The 16,058-nt window shown below is 42.2% G+C and carries 17 protein-coding genes and 1 other RNA gene; 13 read left to right on the top strand and 5 right to left on the bottom strand.

Going from position 1 to position 16,058, the window contains the following annotated elements; genetic code table 11:
* Nucleotides 1–26: 26 nt before the first annotated feature.
* The 3 genes from A0128_RS13050 to tmpT all read left to right on the top strand — a co-directional run bounded on the left by A0128_RS13050 (nucleotide 27) and on the right by tmpT (nucleotide 3,423).
* Nucleotides 27–2,120, top strand: a complete 2,094-nt coding sequence (locus A0128_RS13050) for a methyl-accepting chemotaxis protein (protein ID WP_069607925.1) — start codon at nucleotides 27–29, stop codon at nucleotides 2,118–2,120.
* Nucleotides 2,121–2,199: 79 nt separating this feature from the next.
* The gene (locus A0128_RS13045; RefSeq protein WP_069607924.1) at nucleotides 2,200–2,658 is read left to right on the top strand and encodes an energy transducer TonB; all 459 of its coding nucleotides are present in this window, start codon (nucleotides 2,200–2,202) and stop codon (nucleotides 2,656–2,658) included.
* A gap of 126 nt (nucleotides 2,659–2,784) precedes the next feature.
* Entirely contained in the window at nucleotides 2,785–3,423 is a 639-nt protein-coding gene (tmpT, locus tag A0128_RS13040; protein ID WP_069607923.1) for a thiopurine S-methyltransferase, read from the top strand.
* A 169-nt stretch (nucleotides 3,424–3,592) separates the two neighbouring features.
* Here tmpT and A0128_RS13035 read toward each other — a convergent pair whose 3' ends face one another.
* Nucleotides 3,593–4,636 (bottom strand): hypothetical protein, encoded by a 1,044-nt coding sequence (locus A0128_RS13035; protein WP_069607922.1) that lies wholly within the window; start codon nucleotides 4,634–4,636, stop codon nucleotides 3,593–3,595.
* A 158-nt stretch (nucleotides 4,637–4,794) separates the two neighbouring features.
* Between A0128_RS13035 and A0128_RS13030 the strand changes: the two genes are divergently transcribed.
* From A0128_RS13030 to A0128_RS13015, 4 genes are all read left to right on the top strand, one after another.
* Entirely contained in the window at nucleotides 4,795–5,148 is a 354-nt protein-coding gene (locus A0128_RS13030) for a hypothetical protein (RefSeq protein ID WP_069607921.1), read from the top strand.
* Entirely contained in the window at nucleotides 5,123–6,505 is a 1,383-nt protein-coding gene (locus A0128_RS13025) for a PP2C family protein-serine/threonine phosphatase (protein ID WP_069607920.1), read from the top strand. Before A0128_RS13030 ends, A0128_RS13025 begins: the two co-directional genes overlap by 26 nt.
* An 8-nt stretch (nucleotides 6,506–6,513) precedes the next feature.
* Nucleotides 6,514–7,287, top strand: a complete 774-nt coding sequence (locus A0128_RS13020) for an enoyl-CoA hydratase/isomerase family protein (RefSeq protein ID WP_069607919.1) — start codon at nucleotides 6,514–6,516, stop codon at nucleotides 7,285–7,287.
* 278 nt (nucleotides 7,288–7,565) lie between these two features.
* The gene (locus tag A0128_RS13015) at nucleotides 7,566–8,021 is read left to right on the top strand and encodes a DUF192 domain-containing protein (RefSeq protein ID WP_069607918.1); all 456 of its coding nucleotides are present in this window, start codon (nucleotides 7,566–7,568) and stop codon (nucleotides 8,019–8,021) included.
* Nucleotides 8,022–8,055: 34 nt separating this feature from the next.
* Here the strand turns inward: A0128_RS13015 and A0128_RS13010 are convergent, their stop codons facing one another.
* Nucleotides 8,056–8,661: a DUF3332 domain-containing protein gene (locus A0128_RS13010; protein WP_069609282.1), complete on the bottom strand. Its 606-nt coding sequence runs from the start codon at nucleotides 8,659–8,661 to the stop codon at nucleotides 8,056–8,058.
* 177 nt (nucleotides 8,662–8,838) lie between these two features.
* Between A0128_RS13010 and A0128_RS13005 the strand changes: the two genes are divergently transcribed.
* From A0128_RS13005 to A0128_RS12990, 4 genes are all read left to right on the top strand, one after another.
* Complete coding sequence (locus A0128_RS13005; RefSeq protein ID WP_069607917.1) at nucleotides 8,839–10,293, top strand: MBOAT family O-acyltransferase; 1,455 nt, start codon at nucleotides 8,839–8,841, stop codon at nucleotides 10,291–10,293.
* Between the two features lie 141 nt (nucleotides 10,294–10,434).
* Nucleotides 10,435–10,794: a PilZ domain-containing protein gene (locus A0128_RS13000; protein WP_069607916.1), complete on the top strand. Its 360-nt coding sequence runs from the start codon at nucleotides 10,435–10,437 to the stop codon at nucleotides 10,792–10,794.
* Between the two features lie 84 nt (nucleotides 10,795–10,878).
* Nucleotides 10,879–11,481 (top strand): RNA polymerase sigma factor, encoded by a 603-nt coding sequence (locus A0128_RS12995; RefSeq protein ID WP_069607915.1) that lies wholly within the window; start codon nucleotides 10,879–10,881, stop codon nucleotides 11,479–11,481.
* 6 nt (nucleotides 11,482–11,487) lie between these two features.
* Complete coding sequence (locus A0128_RS12990) at nucleotides 11,488–12,045, top strand: LIMLP_12425 family protein (protein WP_069607914.1); 558 nt, start codon at nucleotides 11,488–11,490, stop codon at nucleotides 12,043–12,045.
* 218 nt (nucleotides 12,046–12,263) lie between these two features.
* Here the strand turns inward: A0128_RS12990 and A0128_RS12985 are convergent, their stop codons facing one another.
* The 3 genes from A0128_RS12985 to A0128_RS12975 form a co-directional block, all read right to left on the bottom strand.
* Nucleotides 12,264–13,205, bottom strand: coding sequence for a tetratricopeptide repeat protein (locus tag A0128_RS12985; protein ID WP_069607913.1), 942 nt, complete (start codon nucleotides 13,203–13,205; stop codon nucleotides 12,264–12,266).
* Between the two features lie 70 nt (nucleotides 13,206–13,275).
* Nucleotides 13,276–13,563 carry a ribosome hibernation-promoting factor, HPF/YfiA family gene (hpf, locus tag A0128_RS12980; protein WP_069609281.1) on the bottom strand — a complete coding sequence of 96 codons (288 nt, stop codon included), beginning with the start codon at nucleotides 13,561–13,563 and terminating at the stop codon, nucleotides 13,276–13,278.
* 191 nt (nucleotides 13,564–13,754) lie between these two features.
* Nucleotides 13,755–14,204: a tetratricopeptide repeat protein gene (locus A0128_RS12975; RefSeq protein WP_069607912.1), complete on the bottom strand. Its 450-nt coding sequence runs from the start codon at nucleotides 14,202–14,204 to the stop codon at nucleotides 13,755–13,757.
* A gap of 126 nt (nucleotides 14,205–14,330) precedes the next feature.
* On the opposite strand from A0128_RS12975, the gene rnpB reads away from it, so the two are divergent.
* Together rnpB and A0128_RS12965 are read left to right on the top strand one after the other, a co-directional pair.
* An RNA gene (gene rnpB, locus A0128_RS12970) (RNase P RNA component class A) lies at nucleotides 14,331–14,731 on the top strand.
* Between the two features lie 844 nt (nucleotides 14,732–15,575).
* Entirely contained in the window at nucleotides 15,576–15,998 is a 423-nt protein-coding gene (locus A0128_RS12965; protein ID WP_069607911.1) for an acyl-CoA thioesterase, read from the top strand.
* The last annotated feature ends 60 nt before the right edge of the window (nucleotides 15,999–16,058 follow it).

Below are 16,058 nucleotides of genomic sequence, written 5' to 3'. Positions count from 1 at the left end.
AAGAAACAAAAAAGTCCAGGAACATCATGAGCATACGGTTTAGAATTTCGTTATATCTTTCTCTTATTTTATTGTCTGGTAGTCTTGCGATCACGACGATCAACACGATTACTACCTATTTTAAACTTACGGAAGATATAAAGAATTCTTCTTCTTTGATCGCGTCGAGGTATGCTTTTGAAATTCAGGACTTTTTTGATAAGGCCCTAGGAGGTTTGAGGGGATTGGAATTTCAACTTTCCCACGCAAGACCGAGCCGAGAAGAAACGATCGAAACCTTAAAGGATCTCGCGAAGACGGATCCTAATTATTTCGGAGCTTGGTCCGTATTCGAACCGGGACAGTTTGATTCTAAAGACGTGCAGTATGTAAACAAACAAGGTTATGACGCCACGGGAAGATTCATTCCTTATATCAACAAGGCCGCGGGTCCCGATAAACCTTTGGTTCTCGAACCCGTTATCTATTACGAAAATCAGGATGCGAGCGGTTACTTCTACAACGTTCCCAAAAAAACGGGAAGGGATTTTATAGCGGACCCTTTTGCGTATCCGGTTTCCGGGAAGGAGATTCTGATGATCTCGGTCGTAAAACCGGTTCGAAGAGGTGGGAAGGTCGTCGGCGTGGTGGGAATGGATATCACAATGGAGAACATGCAGAAGATGCTCTCTCCGATTCGTCCGTTTCAAGGAGAAGGATATCTCAGTTTGATTTCACCCGGCGGTTTTTACGCCGCAAACGGTCAAGAGCCCGGGTTGGTCGGTAAAGACATTCAAGATCCTGAATGGAAGAAAAAGATTTTGGAAGGAAGCGAGAAACAGGATCTTCAGATTTTCAAAAAAGATGGAGCTACTCATTTTTTCTATGCGTTCTTTTTGGGGAATTATGATAAGAGATGGATCTTGGAAGTCAGCGTTCCCGACAATGTTTTTTGGAAAAATTTAGGAAGAATCATTCTGGAAACCGTCGCTTCTTCCTTGATCACGATGATCATCATCGTAATCGTATTAAATCTAATATTCCAAAAATTGATTACAAAAGGAATCAACAGCGCCATTTCCTTTTCGGAAGAGATCGCTTCGGGTAATCTCGTCGTAAACAACAGCTATGAAAGGACCGATGAAATCGGAAAATTGCTTCAATCCTTGGATCGGATGAAGAATAATATCAAGGGAATCATTTTTGAAATCAAGGGTTCCTCCGAATCCTTGAATTCGACTTCGGATAAGATGGCCGAGTCGTCCAAGAATTTTTACGACGTAGCGCAGGAACAAGCTTCGGCATCGGAAGAATCTTCAGCGGCCATCGAAGAACTCGCCGCTTCGGCCGAAAACGTGGGAAATTCGATGGTGAAGGCGATTTCTCACATGAAGGATATCGATGGAAACGTGATTCTTCTCAAAGAACAAATCGCAAGAATCAATACCGAGATGCAATCCTTAGCTTCTCTCGCGGGAGAATCTCAACAACAAGCGACTACGGGTGAAAGTTCGATGAATCAATCCACAAAAGCGATGGATGAAATCGGAGACAGCGCTTCGAGGATCAACGAAATTCTTTCCATCATCACTGACATTTCTGAAAAGACCAACTTACTCGCGTTAAACGCAGCGATCGAAGCAGCCCGAGCCGGAGAAGCAGGAAAGGGTTTCGCAGTCGTCGCGGAAGAAATTTCCAAACTCGCCTCTCAGACTTCCAATAGCGTCCAGGAAATCGGTCAACTCGTCGATTCCACAAACCGCGCAGTGATGAACGGAACAAGCAAGGTAAAAGAAGCGTCCGGAATTCTCGCTAAGTTAAGAAGTTCGGTGGATATGTTCGGCGTTTCCGCAAAGAACGTTTTGGAATCGGTCAACACTCAGGAAAAGAATACGGAGAAGATCCACCAGAGCGCAAGTTCTCTTATGAGTTTTAGTCTTCAGATCGAAGAAGCCGTCCAAGAACAAAAACGCGCGTCCGAAGAAATTACGAAGACGATCGTAAGCATTTCGGACGGAACTCAAGAAATTGCGAGCGGCGCGGACGATCTCACGGGCTTTTCCGGAAATATGCATACTCAATCCGAAGGACTACTTCGTTTGATTGATAAGTTCAAAATTTCAGAAACGAAAGAAATCTGATTTTAATCGTCTAACTAGTGAAAGATGAGCCTCAAATTCTTCTTTCACTTGTTGTATTCGATAATTAGGATCGAATACTTTGAAATTTTTTAAAATCGGATTGATTGTAGTTTTTTTCTTCGGAAGTATGTTGTTTGCCGTTCGTAAAGAGAAATCAAAACTTTCCGATATCGGTTTTATTTACGGTATCAGTAAAAATCGAATTTCTTGCCAAGAATTGATCGAGAAAAAATTTCCTCTCGCCGACGCCACTTTTGAATATCCGATCGTACAGGTGTTGGCTCCTATGACGATTGACTCTTATCCACGTTCGGCGATTAAAAAAAATATCAAGAGATGCGTGATCGATACGTATGTAATCGTCAATACGGATGGTATATTAGAAAATTATTGTCTATCAGCAAATAGCTGCGATCACTCCGATTTTAACGAATCCGCAGGAATGATGTTGAATACCGCTTCCTACAAGCCTTGTAAAATAGACGGCGCAAGTTCTACTTGTTATCAAAAGATCTCCATTGTGTTCATTCTAAATTAGCGATTGCGAATGAAATGTCAAAATAGGGTAACGACCACCTTCGTGTTCGAATTTCCTCGTCGATAATCCGCTTTAAGAGTGACAAAATTCGAAGTTCTCTTCAAATCAACTGACAGAGAGGTTGTTATGGACGCGAATTTTTGGCATCAGAGATGGAGTAAGAATGAGATCGCTTTTCACGAAGGTAAGGCGAATCCATATTTAATCGGCTATTTCAAAGATCTGTCTTTGGCAAAGGGAAGCCGAGTATTTGTACCGTTATGCGGGAAAACCCTGGATATACCTTGGTTGCTTTCAAACGGCTATCGGGTCGCCGGTGCAGAGCTAAGTCAAATTGCAATCGAACAATTATTTTCGGAACTTGGAGTGAAGCCAAAAATAGAGCGTGTGGGCGAGTTGGACCGATACAGCGCGGATAATATTGACATTTTTGTCGGTGATATATTCCATTTATCGAATGAGATTCTTGGTACGGTCGACGGGATTTACGACAGAGCGGCCTTGGTAGCGTTACCGCAAGAAATGCGCGATCGGTATACAACTCACTTGATCCAGATCACAAAAAACGCACCCCAATTGTTAGTTTGTTACGAATATGATCAAAGTATGATAAACGGTCCTCCTTTTTCGATCCAGAACGACGAAGTAAGAAAGCACTATTCCAATCATTATCATTTGAATTTAATGGAAACCAGAGAAGTTCCGGGCGGAATGAAAGGGAAATGTCCCGCAAAAGAAAACGTTTGGTTGTTGAAAAATTTGTAATCCGGGAGAATTTATGATACTTCGGCGATTCTAAAACCATGCCGCATTCACGACTGAATGGACTCGTTTTGTGACAAACCTTTCTTTAGATTGGTAGTTTCAATAAAAAAGACAAGGATCGCAGCCGGATATCGAACGTTTAGTCTCTAAAATTCAGAGTAAACGACTCCTAACGTTTCTTTTGAAACAAACCATCCAAGAATTTTTTTTGTTTGAGACAACGTTCTTCCTGAATTCCATTCTTCATTTCAAAAACCTTTTTTTTGTTTTGAAGAATTTCCAAACGCCATACCTTTTTTTGTAACTCCGTATGCACATACGAGACAAAGGAATCGGCAAAAAAATCGTCTCCGTTGTTCGCGGAGTAAAGGGTGGGAAACGGTGTTGTTTTTAAGACCGGATAGATTTCGTTCCAATGAGTTTCGAGATCCATCGGATCGTTTGTGTAAAAACGAACTTTTTTCCGCAGGGGAAAGCGGGAATCGAAGGAACTCTCCAGTTCACTCGACCAAATTCCATTAGAAAATTCAAAAGTACTAAAGTCTCTTTTAATTTCACGAAAGTCGGGGACGATCTTTTCCCGAACGGAAACGAGATGACCCACTTCGTGTAAAAGAATGTATTCCGTCGCACTTTCAATACTATCACCTAACTCCGATTCGATTTGAACGGCGATTTGTGTGTTTGGGGAACGAAACGGAGAATTCTCCTTTTTGGTGATCCATTCGTTTGCGGTCTGAGTCAGCATTTCCGTATCCAAAAAGATCACTCCTCCGGCCGGACCATGAGAGTCATAGACAAAACCGGTAAGCCCCGTGCCGCCTAAATTCTTACAAAGGATCACTCGATAAAGAGAATCGTCTAAGATCGAATTTACGGAATCCGGAAGATTTTTTCTAACAGCGCGCAAGCGATTCTTCCATAGAGACAGATTTGAATCCGGCTCGGGAGAATCTTGAAATCCGTCGATTCGATTCATCTCCTGGATGAAGTTTTGTTCGTCAGGATCCAAACTGAAAACTCTATTCTCCCATCCTTTGTAGAGCGTATAACGCTCAACTCTTGTTATTTTATGATTTGAGAAGAGTTCTGCGTAAGGATTATTTCCCATTGAGTGCGGGGAGGGCTTGCAAAAGAAAAACCCCAAAAAGACGGATCCTATCCATAACATTCGTAAATGTTTTTCCAAGACATAGCTGGGAAATAAATGCATAGGAAAGATTTTTCCAAAGTCCCGGAAAAAAGTAAACCCGAAACCGGAATCATATTTATTCCGAAAAAAAAGGAGGTAGTAAACGGAATGGTTTGCGCAATTCCAGGAGCCTTGTAAATTTGGACTCAAAGTTCCCAGGCTAGGGAAATTTGGAAACGATGAAGTTTTATTCCCTTTTGCCTGCGTTTTTTTTTATGGCTCTATCTTCCAGTGCGGAAACGAATCCATGGAGCCTTCCTATCAATGAAAGAATCATCAACCGAAAACACGTTTCACATATCGTGATCGAAACCCGGAGAGACCATTTAAGAGTCACACTTTTGTTAAGCGAACGCTTTCCTTATAACTATAAATCGACTTCCGGTTCTTTTTTTATTCGTGTGAATACGGAAAAGGAAGCGTTGGAAATTTCGGAAAAACTAGACAAGTATTTGGAGTCGGGTTGGAACATAAAAATTTATCTTTCGGGATCGGAAATCACTCGTTATGACTTGGATAAAACGATTCAGTAAATTTCGATCCGGCTTTCTGAATCCCTTTACTTTTTTTGATAGGGAATTCAACTACAGCGAAGCCGAAGCTTGGAAGGATCAAACTCGCATCGATCAGTCCTTTATCCGTCTCGCGTTCCTTCTTCACTTCACGATGTATCCTACCCTTGCGATTCCGGAGGTTCGAAACTCGGAAAGGGGAGTTCTTTATTTGGGAATCATCTTTTTGATCAACGTGATGAGTTTGGTTCTTTCCTTTCAGGAGAAATTTCTTTCCTCCGTGATTCAAATATCGAACGTAGCGATCATCTTTTTGATGATGAATCTTTTTCACGAATCCTTTTACAGTTTTCAGGATTTGGAAAGCCTACAGATTTATAATAATTACTTTTTGCTCATTTCTCTCATCGTGATCTTTCAGATGTTTCGTCTGAAAAAAGGATCCTGTTTTTTGACCGGGGTCATTGCGATTGCTCTTCATATCTTTTTTGTTTCCATAAAAAGAATCGAACTCGGTCTGGATGATTTTCCGAGAATTCTTTTTGTTCCCGACGTAGTCTACGGGCTTTGTATCGTCATCGGAACTTCTTCGGTAATTATTGTTAAGCGACTGATTTCGATCTCTTCCGAATTGGATCTGGAATACAAATACATCCAACAAGATCTTACGGTCGCAAAACAGGTACAGGAGAATCTTTTTCCGGGACGTCTTAGCATCAAAGGGATCCGTTACGAAGTGATGAGGATCACTCCGAATCATATCGGAGGGGATTTTTTTGATTTCGTTCAATTGCGGGAAGGAAACACGGGAATCTTTTTAACCGATATCGCGGGGCACGGAATCGCGTCGGCTCTCGTTGCTTCCATGGTGAAAATTATGGTTTCGACGATGCCTTATATTTTAAAAGTGCATCCTTCTCGTTTGATGGATTACATAGACGAATCTTTGCAAAAACAATTTCAATCCTATCACGCGTCCGCGATCTATATGTTTATGGATTTTATTTCAAAGGAGATTACGTTTTCCAACGCGGGACATCCTTATCTGATCCACGGATCTTTTAAAAAAGAATTTCAAGAAATCGAAACCGAAGGTGCGATTCTCGGCTTCGGAATCAAAAAACCGATCGCGGAACAAATCAAACTTCCGCTCGTTGAAGATGATCGATTCTTCTTATATACCGATGGGTTGATAGAAAACAAAAATGAAGAAGGAAAACAGCTTGGAACGGAAGGCCTCTTAGAAATATTGAATGAGAATCGATCCGAAAAAGATCTGATCGTCTTTAAGGCCAACGTGCAGAAGGCGGTTGAGAAGTTTTTTGGAAACGTAACACTGGAGGACGACACCCTCTTTCTCATCGTGGAAGTGGAGTAAATATAAGAATGAGTGAAAAATTAATCAACGTAACTAAAGAAGGGCAAATCGCAATTCTTACAATCCAAAGACCGTCTGCGCTCAACGCGTTAAACAAAGAAGTCCTTACTCAAATCGGTCAGGAAATCGATTCTTTGGAAAAAGATAAAAACATCCGAGTGATGATTTTTACCGGAGAAGGAAAGGCCTTCGTAGCCGGAGCCGATATCGCCGAGATGAAAGAACTCGGGATCGCGGAAGGAGAAAACTTTTCCAAACTCGGCAATGGAGTATTCCAAAAACTGCATCAATCTAAAATCGTTTCCATCGCTGCGATCAACGGATTCGCGTTGGGCGGAGGCATGGAGCTGACTCTCGCTTGCGATCTAAGAATCGGATCGGAGAAAGCGAAATTAGGTTTGCCCGAAGTTTCTCTCGGACTAATCCCCGGATTCGGCGGAACCCAGAGACTCGCGAGACTGATCGGATACGGAAGAGCGATCGAACTCGTCTTAACCGGAGATATGATCACCGCGGAAGAAGGATATAGAATCGGAATTCTCAACAAGCTCGTGAAGGAAGGGGATGATCTATTAGGAGTTTGTAAAATGATTGCGAATTCCATTCTTAAAAAAGGACCGGAGGCGATCGAGAGAGTGAAAAAAACGATCCAAGAAGGTCTGGATCTTTCTCTCAAAGAGGGAATCGCTCTGGAAGAAAAAGCCTTCGGTGCTTGTTTTGACGGTGGTCAATCCAAGGAAGGAATGACCGCGTTCTTAGAAAAAAGACCGGCAAACTTTTAGTCGTCCGGAAATCGCGAAAAAAAGATCGAAGGCGCTACGTTTGTCGTAGTTCCGACGTTCACTGTGAAAACGCTCGCGGCCCCCGCCCTGAATCGGGTGGAGGGGAGAGGCGGCGGGAAAAATCGGGAAATTTCTTCTATCACAGAATCGCATTTTCTGCAACGATAAATTTCCCTAAGAGTGAGTCGTCGGAACTCCGACAACTCACAAAAGAAGAATCAAGAATCCGATTGTGTTCGTCGTTATCAGCGGTGTAATTCAAAGAAATAAACGAAAATATGTTCCAACTTCGATCTAAACTCCTACCCATTCTCCTTTTTCTCTTTGCGGTTTCATACAACGTAAACGCGAGGGACATTGAAAAAATCACGATCTACGTGGACGAACATCCTCTTCTCGTCGAAATCGTAAACACGCCGAGGGATCGAGCCCGCGGTTTGATGTATCGAAAGTCAATGGGTGAAAACGAAGGTATGCTTTTTGTTTTTTCAGAACCTGACTATTTGAGTTTTTGGATGAAGAATACTTGGATTCCTCTGAGCATTGCGTATTTCAATCGAGATAAAAGAATCACGGACATTCACGATATGAAACCGAATCAAACGAAGGAACTCTATCATTCGAGTGAAAAGGCTTTGTACGCGCTGGAAGTCAATCAAGGGTGGTTCGCAAAAAGAAAAATCGGCAAGTTCGGAGTTTTAAAAATTCCGGATCGAGTAAAGGCGGTTCAGTAATCAGGGAAGAATTCCCTGATTACTTTTAAAATTCTTAAAGAGCTTCTGCGGTCAGCTTTTCTTCCAATTCGTTTAACGTTTTGGTTTCGATCACTTTTGTGGACTTCAGTTTACCTTGTTCCGCCATTTTAAGAATGGTCTTAGAACCGATGGTTTCAGCGCTCACGGCGATTTCTTCCAGCTTTCCGTTCTTTTCAACGAAAAACTTTCCAGGCTCGGAACGAAGAGTGGAAAGGAATTGTGATTTTCCTTCTTTTTCAACCTGAAGATCCAATCTGCTTCCGAAATTAGAATAAGTCAGAGTCAGTTTCTCACCTTGGTCTTCGAATGTTTTTACGTATTTTCCATCTTTATCATATTCGTTGTAACCGACTGGATTACTTCCGGACCAGAACTCGATCAGGTTAAAAAGAATGATGTCAAAGAAAAAGCCCACTGCGTAGAGAATGCTAAAAGGAAAATACATTACGAGAGTTTTGATGATCTTTGCGAGTAGTCCGCTTCCGATGTTAAATCCTTCGTTCACGTCATACACTTTTTTAACGATGGCAAACTTACCAAAACAATTTGCAAAAGAGAGCAGGGTGATCATCGGAATGAGGAGAACGACGAGAGACTTACGAAACTTATTTTGTTGCATGAAAAACAACTCCTTGGTCAGATTTCTGAGAATTGAATCCTTGAATCGAAAATTATGCAAGATTTTTCTTTTTTCAAAAGAGAGAAATTCGAGCGCGAGAGGAAAGGGAGAACGATCATAATTCCTTGACCGGATCCAGGTTCGGAAAAACATGAGAGGAACATCGGGAGTAGAAGTTTGCTTTTTCCTACTTTAGAATTTTTTGTATTTTTTGTCTTCGTATTCCTGATCTACTGGTATGTAATTCCCTATTTCTTCGGGAAGGACGCGAAAGCCCTCACCATCACCCATAGTTTTCTTCTCGTCGTAAGCTATTATTTTTATATGAGCTGGGATTGGAGATTCGGAGGACTGATTCTTCTTTCCACCGTGATCGATTTTGTTTTGGCCGATAGAATTCACGCCACCGATAACAAGGAAACAAGGTTCGTCCTCATCACGATCAGCTTGGTTCTCAATCTGGTTTTTATCCTCGGCTTTTTTAAATATTATAATTTCTTTGCAAACTCGATCAATTTATTTCTGGGAACTTTCGGGGTTGGAAATTCTCTTCCGATCTTGAATATTATTCTTCCGGTCGGAATTTCGTTTTATACGTTTCAATCTTTGAGTTATACGATCGACGTATATCGGGGACAGATTTTCCCCGAGAAGAGTTTTTTGAGATTTGCACTTTTTGTTTCCTTCTTCCCTCAGCTCGTAGCGGGTCCGATCGTAACCGCGAGAACCTTTCTTCCTCAGATGAATACGATCAAAAATCTGACGGAAATTCCGTTTCGAAAAGCGATCCGCTTTTTTATTCTCGGTTATATTAAGAAAGTTGTACTTTCGGATAACGTTTCCCCGATCACAGAATTGATTTACGCGAATCCTCAAGACTTCGGAACTGCCGCGCTCTGGCTGGCTGCAACTTTATTTTTTATCCAGATCTATTGCGATTTTAGCGGTTATACGGATATGGCTTACTCCGCCGCCTTGCTGCTTGGATACGAACTTCCCGAAAACTTCAGGATGCCGTTTATAGCAAGGAGCGTAACCGAGTATTGGAGAAGATGGCATATCACTCTTTCTACTTGGCTTCGGGATTACATCTATATCTCGTTAGGCGGGAATCGCGCGGGATTGTTTCGACATAGATTCAATCTCTGGTTTACGATGCTCGTCGCGGGTTTTTGGCACGGAGCAAATTGGACGTTCGTTGTTTGGGGAAGCGCGCAGGGTAGTCTTCTTTTGATCGAGGCCGTTTATAGAAAGTTAAAAGAGGATCGTTTTCCGAACTTCAGACTTCTTCCTGAAAAACTTGCGATCCCTTTGCAGATTTTTATCGTAAATTTTTTGGCGATCCTTGTGGGAACCTGCTTTCGAGTCGAATCCTTGAGTCAGGAATGGATTATGTTGAAAAGGATGTTCGTATATACCGAAGGCGGTTTGCGTCCTTATATGTTCAAGACAGGAATCCCTGTGATCATTACTATCATTCTCGGAAACTGGTTCGGCTATTTGATCTTCGAAAAAAAGAAACACTGGGAGCCCCCCGTCTGGTTTGAGTTTGCTTCGTATCCGGTAATCGCCGTCCTACTCGCGCTTTTGACTCCGGATTTAGAAAAGGCGTTTATCTACTTTCAATTTTGATCATTTAAGAAGCGACTTCGGCTAACAAAACTTCTTCGTTTATGAACGTAGTTTGGTGGTGGATTGCCATAGAATCGCCAAAGAATCCCAGAAGTAAAATCCTTCTCGACAAACATTCATTCCACTGTAACTCTGATCTGGATGTCCGGAAACCCTGATCAACAACCGAGGAGCCATCGATACTATCCGGGTATCTACGCAGACTATATCATACAAATCGAATTTGGTTTAATCACGCTCCACGCAAAACTCGGGAACATCTCCGAAACCGGCATTTGTTTGATTTTTAACGGGGAAGATCTGGAACCAACGGAACCCGTTTACGGATCCGTAATAGAAAAAAAAACCGCCAGACGTTTGGAATTTGAAGGCGATATCGTATGGTTCGGACAGGAGACGATCGATCACAAGTTACGATACGTATATGGACTTCGTTTTCGATCGCCTATGATTCTGACTGAAACTCTAGTTTTGATCAATCTCTCCTTGCAAGATCCATAAACCATTCTTCTTACTTCTTATTTTCCGGATTGCCATATCCGCTTACTCAAGGATCCTTGAATTCAGGATTCAACTTCTACAAGCATGGACCAAAAACAAATCACTCCAAAAAAACCGACCCTGCGGGAAATCGAAATCGGCCTTCTTAAGAAGATTAAGGAAGGGGATGACGAAGCCTATATTCAGCTCGTAAATCCATTCCGGGAGAGACTCTATCGAAAGGCCATCTCCATGGTAAAAGACGGGGATGATGCGGAAGATATCGTTCAAGACGCATTGATTTCGGGATATCGTTCCATTCGTAATTTTAGAGCCGAATCCGGCGTTTACACCTGGTTGTATCGAATCGTCGTCAACAAATCCAAGGACTTGTTAGCGAAACGGAAACGAGCTAAAGAGAATTCCATGGATGATAAGGAATACCAGGTAACTGATGAGAGAGTCGGATTCGAAAAAAAAATTGAACTTAGTGACGAGTCCAACTATCTAATTAGCAAAATCAACGAGTTGGAAGATCTCTACAAAGAGGTAATCGAACTCAGATATTTCGAAGAAATGTCCTACGCCGAAATCGCGGAAGTTCTGGGAACGAACGTAGGAACCGTAAAGAGCAGGCTCTTTAAGGCAAAAGAATTTTTGAAACATTTGATTTTACAAGACGGCAAGGGCGAAGGATACTTCAGGTAGAAAAAGATGAAAAGTTTACATTCAAAATTCAAGGTTCCGCTCTTTTTAAGGAAAGAGGACGGGGATTTACTCAAGATTGAGAATTCTCTCGTAAAGACGATGTCCGAACTCAGAAAAAAAGAACTCAGCTCCATTATGTTGAGTGAAGAATTCTCCCTTCGATTGAAAAATCAACTTCAACAAATACAACCCGAACCCGAAAGAGGATGGGAAAGAATTCGAGAGAACGTCCTTTCCAACCGAGGTTTGCAACTTTCCTTCTCTGCCGTTCTGGCATTAGCAATCGTATTCGTATCTTACAATCGTTTCCAGTCTTCGTCTTCTCCGGTTTTAACCGAAAGATCCGGAACCGTTTTTGGTCAGAATGAAACGGGAAACTTTAAGGACATTCCTTCTTCCGGTTCCTTTCAATCTCCGATGGACGAAGCCCTTCTCAAACAAATCCCAGGAAACGCAGAAGCTAAGAAAACTTTGGATTCTCTTCAGAGATATTTTTCCGAAAAAGGTGATCTAAGAACTGCTGAAGAATTGGGAAAAATTCTTGAGATAACTCAAGGAAAATAAATCCCCTTTAGCCTTTTCCTTCTCCCTCGATACATTTGCCGTTCTTTTTTAGGAACGGCAAATTTCCTCAAAACCTTCTTTCCACCCGTTTATTTTTTAAGAATCGAGAATCTCGGTTTTGATCCGGTCTATCGTGGTATTTAGAATGTAGGAACTCACACTTTCGAAGAGTGAAATCTACTTTGTAAAGAAATGTAGGAACTCACACTTTCGAAATTCTATTTTCGAATTCCGTCTTGGCGTCTTTGAAAGAATCCGGGATCTACCGTATCCAAAATTCTCTTGGATTCCTGATAGATTTCGCTGTATTGCATTCCTCTGCAGACGTCCAAAATCAAACACGCGTGCTGAAGAATCCTACAGCGAATCTTAAAATCGTAGAGATCTTTTCGGGAGTTCAGAGTGTCTTTGAGACGGATTAAATTTTTATAATATTCTAAGAGTTCTTTTTCGGAATAATTTCTGGTTTCCTCGAAAATTCCTCTTTCCGCGAGAACGACGGGGAGCACTTCTTTGAGGTCCGATTCTTCTTGGTAGGAGCTTTTCAGAGTTTCAATCCAGGAAAGAATGGGTTCCGATTTTAAGACGGAGAGCGGGGCGGCGGTCGGATCTTTGAGGAAGGCTTCGCGGAATAAAATGAGAGCTCTTCTTTCTTCTCCGGTTTGAAAAAGGGATTCCGCGCGAAGATAGAGAAACTCCGGAGAATTTCTTTCCACCGAAGAAGCGTAGTTCAAAATCTCAAGTGCGTTTCTATAATCTCGAAAACGAATCAGTTCGCGGATGAGTCCCAAGAGCGCGGATGGATCTTGAAAATGCAAACCTTCTCTCTGCACCGAAATTTTCAATTGATCCACCGCTTCGGATAAAACCGATTCCGAGATACAACGAAACGAAGAAGTTCCCGTAAATTTTTTGAGTTCGAATGCGTTTTGAAAATCGGAAAAATACTGAACGAGGAGATGACTTCTTTCTCTTCCTTCCTTTGCGTTGTGAATCCGATCGAGTCGATTGTCCCAATAAGAGGCTATGAAGAATCCGGCGATTACTTCCGGATGTTCGGGATCTTCGTTTAAGAGAGAATCAAAATTCTTCTTTGCCTTTTCAAAATCTCCGTCTGAAAGGTATTGATTCGCTTCTTCTAATTTTCTGGAAAAGGACATTGAGAATTATTCTTTGGATTGGAATCCGGCGGAGATCCACCGGATGGTTGTGACAACTTTCGAAATAGGATCAGTGAGTGGCTTTTTTATCGTGATGTTTGCTGACTTGTTTTACGATCTTATCTTCCAAGCCGTCTATACAAGCGTAGATATCCTTGTTAGAATTTTGTGCGTTGAACTTGTTTCCATCTCCGTGCAGATTCAGATTCGCGCTCACTTCTCCGTGAATCATTTCGAAAGAGATCTCGAACGACTGAACGGAATGGAGATATTTTGAAACACGATCCAATTTACTATCTGCATATTCTTCGGCTGCTTTCGAATGATCTACATTCTTCCAATTATAATTTATTTTCATAGGCTGCTCCGAATTTTTTTTTCTACCGGACCAATTTAGACGAAGAGAGGAGTCAGAAAACGCCAAGATCCGGAATTTCAGGTTAGTCTTGAAAGGAGAAGAGTCAAATCAAAAAAAATCCCGCCCTTTCGGGCGGGCCAAGTCAGTTAGAACTAGAGATGGGATGAATTAATGGGCTCAAGTCACTTGAGTTATTGTGCGTTCGCAACATTCTCCGTGTGGATGGAACAAGCTTCTTGGTATTTTTTATAGGCTTCTTCTTCCGCATTGAGGGCCGCGTCGATATCCCCGATTTTTTGATAAATTGAAATTACACTTTTGATATTCTCAAGAGCTTGGCAGGATTTTCCTTGGCGAAACTCAGAGATGGATTTGAGATAGAGAACCAGAGCGTATCCAGAAGATTCTCTTTCTCCCATTTTCTCACGAACGGTGAGGGATTGGTTATAAAGTTCGATGGCAGAGCTGTAATCTCTTACTTTTTGTTTGAGACTTCCGAGAGCGCTCAGCTTGTTTGCAAGTTGGATTTCATTCTCTGGTGTAAACTTAATAAGCTCTTCCTCGACCTTTTGGGCCTCTGGCATTGCATAAAGTCCAGTGAAAATGCTTAAAAAGAGAGCAACTGTTATAAACTTGTTCATCTTATCACCCCTAAATCCGTCATCTGTATAGATATATGCAAGTGCCGTGCCAATTTTCTCTGAGAAGCTCGGATTCTTTCTTTTTTTTCTGGTTTTGGGAAGGGCTTCTAAAATTGTCTAATCCAAGCATTCTGCCGGATGGTCGCGCTGCTTCTTCGCTTTCGAAGAAGGGTGAGGAAAGTCCGGACACCAGGAAACACGGGACCGGGTAATTCCCGGAATTTTAACCCTGGAGAGGAATCTCCGAGGTTAGGGTATGGACAGTGCAACAGAAAGAATACCGCCTCTACAGAAGCGATTCGGTAGAGGTAAGGGTGAAATGGCGGGGTAAGAGCCCACCTCCGAGTTCGAAAGAAGTCGGGAACGGTAAACCCTCCCGGGTGCAATCTCAAATAGGCAACCTTTAGCTGTTTCTGCGGGGTTGCGGGTAGAGAGCAAGGACTCCGATCGGTAACTTTCGGAGCAAGATAAATGGCCATCCATCTCTTCGGAGAGGACAGAATCCGGCTTACAGGCAGAATGCGCAGAAATACTTTTGAATGAAGAATGAAACTTCTGCCTGCAGTCGTGAAGGGCGCTGCGGGTAAGAATGGAATGTAGATTAGAATTTAAACTTTTGGCTGGAGGAGCGAAGCGACTTCGGCGGGATGATTTTGTTTTTGGGAAATTTATCGGCGTTTATACGAACTTCGCCTAAATCGGAGATTGTCTTTTGGAGGAAGTCTCGCGTTTATACGAACTTCGCCTAAATCAGAGTTTGTCTTTTTGAGGAAGTCTCGCGTTTATACGAACTTCGCCTAAATCGGAGTTTGTCTTTTGGAGGAAGTCTCGCGTTTATACGAACTTCGCGTAAATGGGGGTTTGTCTTTCAGTGGAAGTCTCGCGTTTATACGAACTTCACCTAAATCGGAGATTGTCTTTTGGAGGAATTCTCGCGTTTATACGAACCTCGCCTAAATCGGAGATTGTCTTTTGGAGGAAGTCTCGCGTTTATACGAACTTCGCGTAAATGGGAGATTGTCTTTTTGAGGAAGTCTCGCGTTTATACGAACCTCGCCTAAATCGGAGATTGTCTTTTGGAGGAAGTCTCGCGTTTATACGAACTTCGCCTAAATCGGAGTTTGTCTTTTGGAGGAAGTCTTGCGTTTATACGAACTTCGTGTAAATGGGGGTTTGTATTTCAGTGGAAGTCTCGCGTTTATACGAACCTCGCCTAAACGGGAGTTTGTCTTTTAGAGTAATTCGCACGTTTAAATGAACCTCGCCTAAACGCAAAAAATTTTGAAGTTGTTTATCGCGTGTTTTAAGAGCTTAGAATCAAAGAATGAGTTTGGATCTTATCAACGATCACTCTTAGGAAGAATAGAAAGAATGCCAAAACCGATTCGTTATCAATACAGTTACTCCCAGAAAGTCGCTTGGGGAGACATGGACGCCTTCGGGCACGTCAATCACGTTGTATATGCCAAGTATTTTGAAAATGCGAGGGCCAATTATTTTTCCGATTTGAAACTCTGGGATTCACCGGATCGTCCATCGACAGGCGGACCCGTGATCACTCATATCGAAGTCGATTATCGAAAACAGGTCCGTTATCCGGAGATCTTAGAGATCACCTTACAAGTAGATTCGGTAACCTCTCGCTCCTTTCACATTTCTTGCACGATGTGGAATCAAGAAGGAGAATGTGTGGCGACCGCAAAGGGAGAATTTCTCTGGTTCAACTTTGCTACTCAAAAACCGACACAACTTCCGGAAGTCTACAAGACTCTTTTTTTCCAAGGACAAACCTAACTTGATCTTAAAAAGCGGATTGAATTTTCTGATTTCAAAACGGAAAGTTCGATCCCTTTG

It is taken from the genome of Leptospira tipperaryensis (assembly GCF_001729245.1).
GTDB classification, from domain to species: domain Bacteria; phylum Spirochaetota; class Leptospiria; order Leptospirales; family Leptospiraceae; genus Leptospira; species Leptospira tipperaryensis.
The sequence above is the reverse complement of the archived record's forward strand: the minus strand, read 5'-3'. Positions and strand labels throughout refer to the sequence as shown.

What these genes read in the sequence shown, in the direction of transcription:
- A0128_RS13050 (WP_069607925.1), top strand. Translation starts at nt 27, where the DNA reads ATGAGCATACGGTTTAGAATTTCGTTATATCTTTCTCTTATTTTATTG.
- tmpT (WP_069607923.1), top strand. Translation starts at nt 2,785, where the DNA reads ATGGACGCGAATTTTTGGCATCAGAGATGGAGTAAGAATGAGATCGCT.
- A0128_RS13035 (WP_069607922.1), bottom strand. Translation starts at nt 4,636, where the DNA reads ATGCATTTATTTCCCAGCTATGTCTTGGAAAAACATTTACGAATGTTA.
- A0128_RS13030 (WP_069607921.1), top strand. Translation starts at nt 4,795, where the DNA reads ATGAAGTTTTATTCCCTTTTGCCTGCGTTTTTTTTTATGGCTCTATCT.
- A0128_RS13025 (WP_069607920.1), top strand. Translation starts at nt 5,123, where the DNA reads ATGACTTGGATAAAACGATTCAGTAAATTTCGATCCGGCTTTCTGAAT.
- A0128_RS13020 (WP_069607919.1), top strand. Translation starts at nt 6,514, where the DNA reads ATGAGTGAAAAATTAATCAACGTAACTAAAGAAGGGCAAATCGCAATT.
- A0128_RS13015 (WP_069607918.1), top strand. Translation starts at nt 7,566, where the DNA reads ATGTTCCAACTTCGATCTAAACTCCTACCCATTCTCCTTTTTCTCTTT.
- A0128_RS13010 (WP_069609282.1), bottom strand. Translation starts at nt 8,661, where the DNA reads ATGCAACAAAATAAGTTTCGTAAGTCTCTCGTCGTTCTCCTCATTCCG.
- A0128_RS13000 (WP_069607916.1), top strand. Translation starts at nt 10,435, where the DNA reads ATGTCCGGAAACCCTGATCAACAACCGAGGAGCCATCGATACTATCCG.
- A0128_RS12995 (WP_069607915.1), top strand. Translation starts at nt 10,879, where the DNA reads ATGGACCAAAAACAAATCACTCCAAAAAAACCGACCCTGCGGGAAATC.
- A0128_RS12990 (WP_069607914.1), top strand. Translation starts at nt 11,488, where the DNA reads ATGAAAAGTTTACATTCAAAATTCAAGGTTCCGCTCTTTTTAAGGAAA.
- A0128_RS12985 (WP_069607913.1), bottom strand. Translation starts at nt 13,205, where the DNA reads ATGTCCTTTTCCAGAAAATTAGAAGAAGCGAATCAATACCTTTCAGAC.
- hpf (WP_069609281.1), bottom strand. Translation starts at nt 13,563, where the DNA reads ATGAAAATAAATTATAATTGGAAGAATGTAGATCATTCGAAAGCAGCC.
- A0128_RS12975 (WP_069607912.1), bottom strand. Translation starts at nt 14,204, where the DNA reads ATGAACAAGTTTATAACAGTTGCTCTCTTTTTAAGCATTTTCACTGGA.
- A0128_RS12965 (WP_069607911.1), top strand. Translation starts at nt 15,576, where the DNA reads ATGCCAAAACCGATTCGTTATCAATACAGTTACTCCCAGAAAGTCGCT.